Origin of the sequence: Achromobacter sp. 2789STDY5608615, assembly GCF_001298995.1 — a bacterium.
GTDB classification, from domain to species: domain Bacteria; phylum Pseudomonadota; class Gammaproteobacteria; order Burkholderiales; family Burkholderiaceae_B; genus Achromobacter; species Achromobacter insuavis.
Genome location: NZ_CYTY01000052.1, coordinates 1 through 11,832 on the forward strand (window position 1 = coordinate 1; position 11,832 = coordinate 11,832).

Genomic DNA, 11,832 nt, shown 5'->3' on the forward strand with positions numbered 1-11,832 from the left:
AGCCGCCTGATCGGCGCAGAGCGACAGCCTACCTCTGACTGCCGCCAATCTTTGCAACAGAGCCAATAACACCGGCCGACCGATCGTCCTTGCCGTGAGCACAAACACGGCTACGGCGAACGCCTACGTCATTCTGCAGCTTCGGGGATGGGACGTTCAAGTGGCGCGAGCGACCTCGTCGCCGGAATTGATCGGTGCAACCATGACCATTCCCGCAGGGGACACCTATCGTGTGCGGTCAAGCACGGCCGATCTGTTCTGGCAGGAATATCGCTGACGCGCAATGCCAGTGATCTCGTTTTGGGCGGGATCAAGGTCGGCGATGGCATACGCCGCTTTTGAGATATCCCGCGTCGGCAAGACTCATCAGACCAAGCGTATCTCCAGCTCGCAGGTTGCATTCCTCATTCGCGCTGAATCTCATCTTGGCCCGCTCGCATCTACGGCGGGTCTTTTTCGCTCTGACTATTCCATATTCAATCAAGGATTCCCATGCAACTTCTCAAACCCATCAACGTCGGCCATGCGCCGAACGACCAGACCGGCGATACCTTGCGTGACGCCATGGCGGTGGTGAACGAGAACTTCGCCAAGACCCGCGCCGGCGTGGACTCGGTCGAAGTGTCCGCCGCCGCCGCCCAGCGCAAGGCGGACGCCGCCGTGCCCGCCGCCGAGAAAGGCGCGGCGGGTGGCGTGACGCCGCTGGACGCGGCAGGCAAGGTGCCTGCCGCGCATCTGCCTCCGCCGGCCGTGCCGCTGTCGCAGAAATCGGCGCCCGGCGGCGTCGCGCCGCTGGATGACGCGGGCCGCGTACCTGTCGATCATCTGCCAATCTCGGTGCCTGCCGTGCCGCTGGCCGAAAAGGGCCAGCCGGACGGCGTCGCCACGCTGGCCGCGGACGGCAAGATCACGCCGGTGCAATTGCCCGACCTGATCCCCGCCGCTGAAAAGGCCCGGCCCAATGGCGTCGCGACCCTGGCGGCCGACGGCCGCATCGTCCCCGGCCAATTGCCGGCGCTGATTCCCGCCGCCGACAAGGGCCGCCCGGGCGGCGTGCCCACGCTCGATGCCGACGGGCGCGTCCCCGCCGCGCAACTGCCCGCGGTGCAGGATGCCGTGCCGTTGGCGGAAAAGGGCCAGGCGGGCGGTGTCGCCACCTTGGGCGGCGACGGCAAGGTGCCGGCCGGCCAGTTGCCGGTGATCGACAGCATTCCGCTAGGCTTCGTGTCCTGGTGGCCGAGCCGTGCCGCGATTCCCGCGGGATGGGCGCCGCTGGATGGCCAGACGATCAGCCGGGCCGCTTTCCCGGATATCTGGGCCATCTTGGAGGCGGGGAAATTTCCGTTGGTGCCTGAAGCCACCTGGCAAAGCGATGTGATGGCGCGCGCAAGCTATACGGCGGGCGATGGCGCAACCACGCTGCGTCTGCCTGACTTGAACGGCAAGTCGGCCGGCTCGTTGGGTGCGGTGATGCTGCGCGGCGATGGCGCGTTGTCCAGTGGCGTTGCCGGGCAGATACAACGCGATGCCATGCAGGCAATGACGGGAGAGCAGGCCCTGACTTACGGCGTGATCAGCGGCCCCGGATCCGGTCCCTTCGTGGGCAGCCGGCAGGGGGATCGGGCAGCGCGTACCTCTCCGTCGTATCCTGCCACGACCGCCGGAGATACCTTGAGGTTCGACAACTCAGTGAGCGTGCGGACGGCAACGGAAAATCGTCCTCTGAATGCGACTGGTTGCTGGGTAATCAAGCTGTTCGGGGCGGTGGTTCAGACGGGTGTGGTGGATGTGGATCAACTGGTGAGCGATTTTGCGTTGTTGAGCGCACAGCTGCAGACGCTCAAGGATGCGATCGGGTTCACGATCGTGTATCCGGGCGGGGGAAATTCCTCGGCCCCTGGTCTCGTCGCCATCAATAGCCAGTACGTTCTGGCCAATCCGTTCCCCGGATACCATTTGGTTCTCGAACCCGAAGTGCTTTACAACGGCGAGTGGGGCAACCCCGGCTGGTGGGATGGAGAGGCCAACATGGCTGGCGTGCGCGCCAGCATGCGTGGAGGCAAGATCGTTGTCTCCACGGCCAGGAATGCCTTGGGAATCGGTTCCGGCCTGGGTGGCGGCGCCTTCGCCTACACGGGTAGCACCGGGCTTGGGGCGGCCGGATTACCCGCTCGCGTCAAGGTGTGGAAGATGATGGCCGCCGTCTAGGCCTTCTGGCGGCTGCGGCCGCCGCATCGCCTTCAGGATATTCACCCCGTCAGTCCCCGCCGTGGCCTCCCACTGCTTCACCGAGTCCGCCGCCGCGCTCTTGAGCGCCTGGCGCACCGGCATTGGCACGGCGGTGTCGATCGTCACGCCGTTCTTGCGCATGTTGGCGTAGTTCTGCTGCAACCGGCCTTCGATGCGCTTCCACTGTTCCGCTTCGGTCTGCGCCGCGGCCTGGTCGATGGCTTTGCGCGACTTCGCGTCCAGCGATTGATAGGCCTGCAGGTTCATCGTCGCCACCGAGATCGGCATCGCGTAGTTGATCTCGGCGAAGCGTGGCAGGTGTTCCCACAGCTTGCGGCCGGCGCCGCCGTCGCCCGAGGACAGCACCGCGTTGACCTCGCCCGAGGCGATGCGCGGCATGGCATCGGCGAACGAGATGTTCTGGGCGCGCGCGCCGGCCTTCTGCATCACGTCCTGCGAGGTCGCGTCATAGGTGCGGATGCTGAGCGCCTTCAACGCGGCGACGCTGTCCACCTTGTCCTTGGACCAGATGCCCGAGGCCGGCCAGGGCGTGGTGTAGAGCAGCTTCTGGCCGTGCGCGGCCAACAGCTTCTCGTAGGCCGGGCGGGCTGATTTGTTCAGGGCGCGGGCCTTGGCCAGCGAGTCGGCCAGGAACGGCAGCGAGGACACCCCGAACAGCGGGTACTTCGAGGCTAGCGCGCCGGCGAAGGCGTCGCCGGCATCGACCTTGCGCGCCTGGACCGCGTCGATCATGTCGCCGGACTTGATGCCGCGCGCGGCATCGAAGCTGGCGTCGATCACCACCTGGCCCGCGCTCTTGCTGCGCACCAGGTCGGCGAAGGTGGACACGCCTTGCCCGGGCATCGAGGTGGCCGGGTATTCGGTGGTCATGGTGAGGGTGGTGGCGGCTAGCGCGCCGTGGCTCGCAAAGGCGATGGCGATGCCCGCCCACAGGCGGAGAGAGGGACTGCCCTGCATGCGCGACTCCTGGTCGTGACGAAAAATCCGGGGTCGGGCGGGCGGATGCTGCGGGCCGGCACCAGGCCAATTGCAGGCAGCGTAAGCCATGGACCGGGAGCGGGCTAGCTCCTGATAACCCTAATGCGCATCCGGGATCGACGCCACGCAGGCAAAAAAAACGCCCCTCGAAAGGGGCGCACAGTCTTCGCCACGCCGGCGAACCGCGCGTCGGGAGCAGAGCCGGGCTCCGTCCGCGCGGCGAACTGCCAAAATCAAATCAATAGAAGGCCTGGATGCCGGTCTGCGCGCGGCCGAGGATCAGGGCGTGCACGTCGTGCGTGCCTTCGTAGGTGTTGACCACTTCCAGGTTGACCAGGTGACGGGCCACGCCGAATTCGTCGGAGATGCCGTTGCCGCCCAGCATGTCGCGGGCCAAGCGGGCGATGTCCAGCGCCTTGCCGCACGAGTTGCGCTTCATGATCGAGGTGATCTCGACGGCGGCGGTGCCTTCGTCCTTCATGCGGCCCAGGCGCAGGCAGCCTTGCAGCGCCAGCGTGATCTCGGTCTGCATGTCGGCCAGCTTCTTCTGGATCAGCTGATTGGCGGCCAGCGGGCGGCCGAACTGCTTGCGGTCCAGGGTGTACTGGCGGGCGGTGTGCCAGCAGGCTTCGGCGGCGCCGATCGCGCCCCAGGCGATGCCGTAGCGGGCCGAGTTCAGGCAGGTGAACGGACCCTTCAGGCCGGACACGCCGGGCATCATCTGGTCGGCGGACACTTCCACTTCGTCCATGACGATTTCACCGGTGATCGAGGCGCGCAGGCCGACCTTGCCGTGGATGGCGGGGGCGGAGAGGCCCTTGGTGCCCTTGTCGAGGATGAAGCCGCGGATCTTGCCGTCGAACTCGCCGCCGACGCACTTGGCCCACACCACGAACACGTCGGCGATGGGCGAGTTGGTGATCCACATCTTGTTGCCGCTCAGCTTGTAGCCGTCGGCGGTCTTGACCGCGCGCGTTTCCATGCCGCCGGGGTCGGAGCCGTGGTTGGGTTCGGTCAGGCCGAAGCAGCCGATCCACTCGCCGCGGGCCAGCTTGGGCAGGTACTTCTGCTTCTGCGCTTCGCTGCCGAATTCGTTGATGGGCACCATCACCAGCGACGACTGCACGCTCATCATCGAACGGTAGCCGGAGTCGATGCGCTCGACTTCACGGGCGATCAGGCCGTAGCTGACGTAGTTCAGGCCGGCGCCGCCGTATTCGGCGGGGATGGTGGCGCCCAGCAGGCCCAGCTCACCCATTTCCGAGAAGATCTCCGGATCGGTCTTTTCGTTGCGGAAGGCGTTCAGCACGCGCGGGGCCAGCTTGTCCTGCGAGTAGGCGTGGGCGGCATCGCGCACCATGCGTTCTTCTTCGGTGAGCTGCTGGTCCAGCAACAGGGGATCTTGCCAATGGAACGAGGGATTCGAGGACATGCTGGGTCTCCGCTATGGATTTCCGTTTTCGGAATCTGGAAAGTTTAAACCTAAAATAATTGGCGCGGCAACCCGGGGTTTACGCGACGCGCGCGGGCGCGTCGCCGTGGGGTTGCCGCCGCCGCTCGGGTATCAGTGCTGGGCCTTGAACGCCGCGTCGCGGATCTTGTCCAGCGTGGTCGATGGCGTGATGGTCTGCGGGTCGATGAAGCAGTGCAGGATGGCCGGCTTGCCGCTGGCCAGCGCGCGCTCGAAGGCCGGGCCGAACTGCTCGGTGGTCTCGACGCGTTCGCCGTGGCCGCCGAAGGCGCGGGCGTAGTCGGCGAAGTCCGGGTTCTTCAGCTCGGTGGCGGAAATGCGGCCGGGGTAATGCTTTTCCTGGTGCATGCGGATGGTGCCGTACATGCCGTTGTCGACCAGCACCACGATGATGGGCAGGTCGTACTGCACGGCGGTGGCGAACTCCTGGCCGTGCATCAGGAAGCAGCCGTCGCCGGCGAAGCAGACCACGGTCTTGTCGGGCCAGACGCGCTTGGCGCCGACGGCCGCCGGCAGGCCATAGCCCATCGAGCCCGAGGTCGGCGCCAGTTGCGTGCCGAAGCGGGTGAAGCGGTGGAAGCGATGCAGCCAGGTGGCGTAGTTGCCGGCACCGTTGGTCATGATGGCGTCGGCCGGCAGGGTCTTTTCCAGGTAGGCCATGACCTGGCCCAGCTGCAGCGCGCCCGGGGTGGTGACGGTGCTCGGGTCGCTCCACTTCAGATACGACTCGCGCATGGCCTGCGTGCCTTCGGCCCAGGCCGGCTGCGCGGGGGCCTTCAGGCCGGCCACGGCTTCGGCGAAGGCGGCGGGCGAGGTGTTGATGGCCAGCGTGGGGCGGTAGACGCGGGCCAGTTCGCCCGCGTCCGGATGCACGTGCACCAGCTTCTGCTTGGGCACCGGGATGTCCAGCAGCGTGTAGGCCTGGCTGGGGTTTTCCGACATGCGGCCGCCGACCAGCAGTACCACGTCGGCGTCGGCCACGCGCTTGAGCAGGGCGGGGTTGATGCCCAGGCCGACGTCGCCGATGAAACACGGATGGTCGGCCGGGAACAGCATCTGGCGGCGGAACGACACCGCCGTGGGCAGCGCGTGGCGCTGCGCGAAATCGGCGAACTGCTGCACCGCGCGCGCGTCCCAGCGGGTGCCGCCGAGGATGGCGACGGGGTTCCTGGCCTGGGCCAGCAACTGCTCCAGGTCGGCCAGCTGGCCAGCGGTGGGGGCGGCGTCGATGACTTCGTAGCGCGGCGCGTCGGCTACCTGCGCGGCCTCGACCAGCATGTCCTCGGGCAGCGCGATCACCACCGGGCCGGGACGGCCCGAGGTGGCGATGTGGAAGGCGCGCGAGATCAGTTCGGGGATGCGCTCGACCTGGTCGATTTCCGTGACCCATTTGGCCTGCGTGCCGAACACGGCGCGGTAGTCCATTTCCTGGAAGGCCTCGCGTTCGCGCATGCCGCGCTCGATTTGGCCGACGAACAGGATCATCGGGGTCGAGTCCTGCTTGGCGATGTGCACGCCGGCCAGCGCGTTGGACGCGCCCGGGCCGCGGGTCACCATGCAGATGCCGGGTTCGCCGGTCAGCTTGCCATGGGCGTCGGCCATCATGGCCGCGCCGCCTTCCTGGCGGCAGACGGTGACCTTGATGTCGGCGTCGTGCAGGCCGTCCAGCACCGCCAGGTAGCTCTCGCCGGGAACGCAGAAAACGTGTTTGACGCCCTGGGCGACGAGCTGGTCGACGAGGATGTGGCCGCCGAGGCGGGATGCTTGCTGGGACATGGTGGGAGTCAGGATGAGCCGAGATTAAGACATCCGAGCATAATGTTCCTTGATCGCACAACGCAATTGATAAAATTGCACAATCTAGTGACCCGCCGGCACGACCCGGATGTTGCGCCGCGGCAGGCGCGGCGGGTGTTTGCGGCCTTCTTCACCTTCCCGGCGGTTCCCGCTCCATGAGAAACGGCATTCCCAACCTCAGCGCCCTGCAGGCTTTCGAGGCCTCGGCCCGCCTGGGCAGTTTTTCGCGGGCGGCCGAAGAGCTGTCCCTGACCCACAGCGCGGTCTACCGCCAGGTGGCCAGCCTGGAGGCGCGGCTGGGGGTGCAGCTGTTCACGCGGGTGCGGCGCCGCATCGTGCTGACCGACCACGGCGCGGAATATGCGGGACGCATCCGCCATCATCTCGACCAGATCGAGAAGGACACCTTTGGCCTGGTCAGCCGCACCGGCATGGGCCGCAGCATCCACATCGCCGTGGTGCCGACGCTGGCCACCACCTGGCTGATCCCGCGGCTGGCGGATTTCCAGCGCGAGCAGCCAGACATCACCGTCAGCCTGTCGGTGCGCACGCTGCCGTTCCAGTTCAAGGACCAGCCGTTCGACGGCGCGCTGTATCACGGCGACACCCTGTGGCCGGGCACCCAGGGCGTGCTGCTGTTTCCGGAACGCGAGCTGGTGCCGGTCTGCGCGCCCGAATTGGCGGGGCGCGTGACCGAGGCCGGCGCCGGCGCGCTGGCGGGCATGACCCACCTGCACCTGAGTTCGCGCCCCGACGCCTGGCGCCAGTGGTACGGCGCCAACAATTACCTCTATGGCCCCCAGGCCGCGGGCGGTCCGCGCTACGAGCTGTTCACCATGGTGATGGCGGCGGTGCAGGCCGGGCTGGGCGTCGGCTTGATGCCGCGCTTCCTGGCGCAGCCGGCGCTGGACCAGGGCGCGCTGGCGATGCCCGTGGCGCAGTCGCTGACGGTCAGCCAGGGTTACTACTTCGGCTATCCGCAGCGTAGCGAGCGTTCCGAGGCGCTGAAACTGTTCGAGACCTGGCTCAAGTCGGCCGCCGCGGCGGTGGCGGGGCGCTGAGGGCACGGCGCAAGCGCCGCCGTAGAATGTGGCCCATCCCCCTGACGTGGCCGGCGCGCGTCGCAACGTTGCGCGCGCCTGCGCCGGCGCTGGCCGCCTTCGGGCACGTCTATTGATGCCTTGATTTCCGCTCCATGTCCGATTCCCGCCAACCGCTCGCTTCCCAGGCCGATATCGACGCCTTCATCGACGCCGTCTGGCTCGAGGACGGCCTGTCGGCCAACACCCTGGCCGCCTACCGGCGCGACCTGACCGGCTTCGCGCGCTGGCTCGAGGACCCCGAGGCCTACGCCCGCGAGATGGCCGACCGCCACGGCGAGGCGGCCTCGGCCCCGGCGCTGCCCGCCGGTCCCGCCAAGGCGCTGGCCGAGGCCGGCAAGGCCGATATCGAGGCCTGGTTCGCCTTCCGCCACGAAGAGACCCGCGCCACCACCGCCAACCGCCGCCTGGCCGCGCTGCGGCGCTTCTACGCCTGGGCCCTGCGCGAACACCGCGCGGCGCAGGATCCCTGTCTGACGCTGGTGGCCGCCAAGCAGCCGCCGCGCCTGCCCAAAACGCTGTCCGAGCAGCAGGTGGATGCCCTGCTGCGCGCGCCCGACCTGGGCCAGCCGCGCGGCCTGCGCGACCGGGCCATGCTGGAGACGCTGTACGCCACCGGCCTGCGCGTGTCGGAACTGGTCGGGGTGCGGGCGCTGGACGTCAGCTTGAACGAGGGCGTGGTGCGCGTGGTGCTGGGCAAGGGCGGCAAGGACCGCCTGGTGCCGCTCGGCGCCGAGGCGGCGCACTGGATCGACCAATACCTGAAGACCGCGCGGCCCGAGCTGGCCGCCGGCCGCGTCAGCGACGCGCTCTTCATCACCGGCCGGGCCGAGGCCATGTCGCGCCAGGCGTTCTGGCAACTGGTCAAGAAGTACGCGGTGCTGGCGGGCGTGCACGCGCCGCTGTCGCCGCACGTGCTGCGCCACGCCTTCGCCACGCATCTGCTGAACCACGGCGCCGACCTGCGCGTGGTGCAGATGCTGCTGGGCCACGCCGACATCTCCACCACGCAGATCTACACCCACGTGGCGCGCGAACGCCTGAAGGCGCTGCACGCCACGCATCATCCGCGCGGCTGAGGGCGTTTGCGCCACGGCGCCCGCGTGCCTACACTTTTGCCTTCGCCTTTTCAGCGCCCCGCCATGAGCAAAGCCCGCCACGTTTCCGAAACGCCCGCCACCCAGTTCCTCAAGCAGCACAAGGTGGCGTACACCGAACACACCTACGACTACATCGACCACGGCGGCGCCGGCGAGGCCGCGCGCCAGCTGGGACTGGATCCGCACGCGGTGGTCAAGACGCTGGTGATGGAAGACGAATCGGCCAAGCCGCTGATCGTGGTGATGCATGGCGACCGCGAGGTCTCCACCAAGAACCTGGCGCGCCAGGCCGGCCTGAAGAAGGTCGAGCCCTGCAAGCCGGACGTCGCGCAGCGCCATTCGGGCTATCAGGTCGGCGGCACCTCGCCATTCGGCACGCGCAAGAAGATGCCGGTGTGGGTCGAGGCCGAGGTGCTGCAGTACCCTGTCGTCTACATCAACGGCGGCCGCCGCGGCTACCTGGTGGGCATCGACCCGAACGTGCTGGTGAGCCTGCTGGGCGCCAAGCCGGTGACGGTGGCGCTGGAATAAGGGGCGCAGCGGACTCGCGGCCCGCGCGGGCCGTGAGCCGTCACTTGGGGGATGCTTGCGCCCCGCGTGGTATCCCGTTACCACCCCCGCTCACGCGGGCGGGGGCACAATGGATCGTAGAACATCAAGAACCGGCCGCCCGCCCCTCGGGTGCATCAGCCGGCGATCCCCCATCCCCAGGAGACAATCATGAGCAAGAGACTGTTGATGCTGGTCGGCGACTACGCCGAAGACTACGAAACCATGGTGCCGTTCCAGACGCTGCTGGCGGTGGGACACACGGTGCACGCGGTCTGCCCCGGCAAGAAGTCCGGCGAGAGCATCGCCACCGCCATCCACGACTTCGAGGGCGCGCAGACCTACAGCGAAAAGCGCGGCCACAACTTCGCGCTGAACTACGATTTCGACCGCGTCGAGGCCGGCTCCTACGACGGCCTGGTGATCCCCGGCGGCCGCGCGCCGGAATACCTGCGCTTGAACGAAAAAGTGCTGGAGATCGTGCGCGCCTTCGACAAGGCCGCAAAGCCGATCGCCGCCGTGTGCCACGGCGCCCAGTTGCTGGCGGCCGCCGGCATCCTGGAAGGCCGCACCTGCTCGGCCTATCCCGCGTGCGCGCCGGAAGTGCGGCTGGCCGGCGGCACCTACGCCGAGATCGGCATCGACCAGGCCTATACCGACGGCAATCTGGTGACGGCGCCGGCCTGGCCCGCGCATCCGGCGTGGCTGGCGCAGTTCCTGGCCGTGCTCGGCACCAAGATCACGCCCTGAGTGCCGCGCGCCGGCCGTTGACATGGCTCGGCCCGTGCGAGCGCCCAGAGCTTGAGGCCGCGTAATGCGGATGCCGCAATGAAAAAGGCGCCTGCCGCGGCAGGCGCCTTTTGCCGTCCGTCACGGCGCGGGCGGCTATGCCGCCATGTCCAGCACGATGCGGCCTTCGATCTGGCCGCGGCGCATGCGGTCGAACACGCTGTTGATGTTCTCCAGCTTCTCGGTGGCCACGGTGGCATGCACCTTGCCCTCCTCGGCGAACTGCAGCGATTCCTGCAGGTCCAGGCGCGAACCCACGATCGAGCCGCGCACCGTCACGCCGTTGAGCACCATGTCGAAGATCGACAGCGGGAAGTCGCCCGGCGGCAGGCCGTTGAGCGCCACCGTGCCGCCGCGCCGCACCATGCCCAGCGCCTGCTCGAAGGCCTTGGGCGAGACCGCCGTGATCAGCGCGCCGTGGGCGCCGCCGATCTCCTTCTTCAGGTACGCCGCCGGATCGGTGGTCTTGGCGTTGACGACCACCTCCGCGCCGAGACGCTTGGCGAAGGCCAGCTTGTCATCGTCGATGTCCACCGCCGCCACGTTCAGGCCCATGGCGCGCGCATACTGCACCGCCATGTGGCCGAGGCCGCCGATGCCGGAGATCACGACCCAGTTGCCGGGCCGCGTGTCGGTCATCTTCAGGCCCTTGTAGACCGTGACGCCGGCGCACAGCACCGGGGCGATGTCGACGAAGCCGACATTCTTGGGCAGCAGGCCGACATAATCGGCCGCCGCCAGCGCGTACTCGGCGAAGCCGCCGTTGACGGAGTAACCCGCGTTCTGCTGCTGCTCGCACAGCGTTTCCCAGCCGCCCAGGCAGTGTTCGCAATGGCCGCAGGCGGAGTACAGCCAGGGGATGCCGACGCGGTCGCCTTCCTTGACGTGCGTGACGCCTTCGCCGACCGCCACCACGTGGCCCACGCCTTCGTGACCGGGGATGAAGGGCGGGTTCGGCTTGACCGGCCAGTCGCCTTCGACCGCGTGCAGGTCCGTGTGACAGACGCCGCAGGCCTCGATCTTGACCAGCAGTTCGCCGGCCCGGGGGCGCGGCACTTCGACCTCTTCGATTTCCAGGGGGGCTGCCGAATGCGCGAGCCACGGCGGCTTTCATGGTTTTGTTCATTGCTACCTCCGAAGTCAGATCAGTCTTAGCATGCTCGGATGGGGACGCGTCCGAGACCTTGATTTATATCAATGGCTTCCGGACGAGCCGCGCGCAGGAAACGTATCGTTGCAGAATGGGCGGGAATGCCCCGAGGCAGAGGTGTCTTGCCGGGCCGGCGGCTATCGTCGTACAGTGGCCCGCAAGCCTCGTGTCCGCCCCAGGAGCTCCCATGTGTGAAATCTTCATCCGCGCGAGCGAACAGTCCTACGCGCCCGAAACCCGCTCCCTGCGCCTGCACGGGGTGGCCACCAGCCTGCGCCTGGAGCAATTGTTCTGGCAGGTGCTGGAGGAAATCGCGGCGCGCGACGGCATGCGGGTCACGCAACTGATCGAGCGCCTGTACGACGAGCTGGTGGAATACCGCGGCGAGGCGGCGAACTTCACTTCCTTCCTGCGCGTGTGCTGCCTGCGCTATCAGCTGCTGCAGGCCGAGGGCCGCATCCCGGCCGATGCCGCGGTGCCGATCCGCTCGCTCAATCCGCAGGCGGTGCTGGAAGGGCTGCCGCCGTCGATGTACGACCCGCAGCCGTTGCGGTCCAAGCGGCCGGTGGCGGCGTAGCGCCCGCCGGCGGCATCGGGGCGCGACACTCGCGGCTTGCTTCCGCCCGCATTCCGCCCCGCCGCCAGACG

9 protein-coding genes and 1 pseudogene are annotated in these 11,832 nt (G+C 67.9%); 6 read left to right on the forward strand and 4 right to left on the reverse strand.

All coding sequences use genetic code 11. From position 1 onward, the window contains the following. The first annotated feature begins 492 nt into the window (after nucleotides 1-492). Nucleotides 493-2,208 (forward strand): phage tail protein, encoded by a 1,716-nt coding sequence (locus AOZ49_RS28135; protein WP_054479061.1) that lies wholly within the window; start codon nucleotides 493-495, stop codon nucleotides 2,206-2,208. On the opposite strand, the gene AOZ49_RS28140 is transcribed toward AOZ49_RS28135, so the two are convergent. The 3 genes from AOZ49_RS28140 to AOZ49_RS28150 all read right to left on the reverse strand — a co-directional run bounded on the left by AOZ49_RS28140 (nucleotide 2,164) and on the right by AOZ49_RS28150 (nucleotide 6,475). Next, nucleotides 2,164-3,207, reverse strand: coding sequence for a TRAP transporter substrate-binding protein (locus AOZ49_RS28140; RefSeq protein ID WP_054479063.1), 1,044 nt, complete (start codon nucleotides 3,205-3,207; stop codon nucleotides 2,164-2,166). The genes AOZ49_RS28135 and AOZ49_RS28140 overlap by 45 nt on opposite strands. A gap of 259 nt (nucleotides 3,208-3,466) precedes the next feature. Continuing rightward, complete coding sequence (locus AOZ49_RS28145) at nucleotides 3,467-4,660, reverse strand: acyl-CoA dehydrogenase (protein WP_054428460.1); 1,194 nt, start codon at nucleotides 4,658-4,660, stop codon at nucleotides 3,467-3,469. Between the two features lie 132 nt (nucleotides 4,661-4,792). Continuing rightward, nucleotides 4,793-6,475, reverse strand: coding sequence for a thiamine pyrophosphate-binding protein (locus AOZ49_RS28150; RefSeq protein WP_054479065.1), 1,683 nt, complete (start codon nucleotides 6,473-6,475; stop codon nucleotides 4,793-4,795). 176 nt (nucleotides 6,476-6,651) lie between these two features. Between AOZ49_RS28150 and AOZ49_RS28155 the strand changes: the two genes are divergently transcribed. From AOZ49_RS28155 to AOZ49_RS28170, 4 genes are all read left to right on the forward strand, one after another. Next, nucleotides 6,652-7,557: a LysR substrate-binding domain-containing protein gene (locus AOZ49_RS28155; protein ID WP_054428458.1), complete on the forward strand. Its 906-nt coding sequence runs from the start codon at nucleotides 6,652-6,654 to the stop codon at nucleotides 7,555-7,557. A 134-nt stretch (nucleotides 7,558-7,691) separates the two neighbouring features. Further along, nucleotides 7,692-8,675, forward strand: coding sequence for a site-specific tyrosine recombinase XerD (gene xerD, locus AOZ49_RS28160; RefSeq protein WP_054428457.1), 984 nt, complete (start codon nucleotides 7,692-7,694; stop codon nucleotides 8,673-8,675). Nucleotides 8,676-8,738: 63 nt separating this feature from the next. After that, the gene (gene ybaK, locus AOZ49_RS28165) at nucleotides 8,739-9,227 is read left to right on the forward strand and encodes a Cys-tRNA(Pro) deacylase (protein ID WP_054428456.1); all 489 of its coding nucleotides are present in this window, start codon (nucleotides 8,739-8,741) and stop codon (nucleotides 9,225-9,227) included. A 189-nt stretch (nucleotides 9,228-9,416) separates the two neighbouring features. Next, a complete protein-coding gene (locus AOZ49_RS28170; protein ID WP_054428455.1) occupies nucleotides 9,417-9,995 on the forward strand; it encodes a DJ-1/PfpI family protein in 579 nt (192 codons plus the stop codon). 135 nt (nucleotides 9,996-10,130) lie between these two features. Here the strand turns inward: AOZ49_RS28170 and adhP are convergent. Then, nucleotides 10,131-11,160 (reverse strand): annotated as a pseudogene (gene adhP / locus AOZ49_RS28175) (alcohol dehydrogenase AdhP). Between the two features lie 211 nt (nucleotides 11,161-11,371). Between adhP and AOZ49_RS28180 the strand changes: the two are divergent. Continuing rightward, nucleotides 11,372-11,761, forward strand: a complete 390-nt coding sequence (locus AOZ49_RS28180) for a ribbon-helix-helix domain-containing protein (RefSeq protein ID WP_054428453.1) — start codon at nucleotides 11,372-11,374, stop codon at nucleotides 11,759-11,761. The last annotated feature ends 71 nt before the right edge of the window (nucleotides 11,762-11,832 follow it).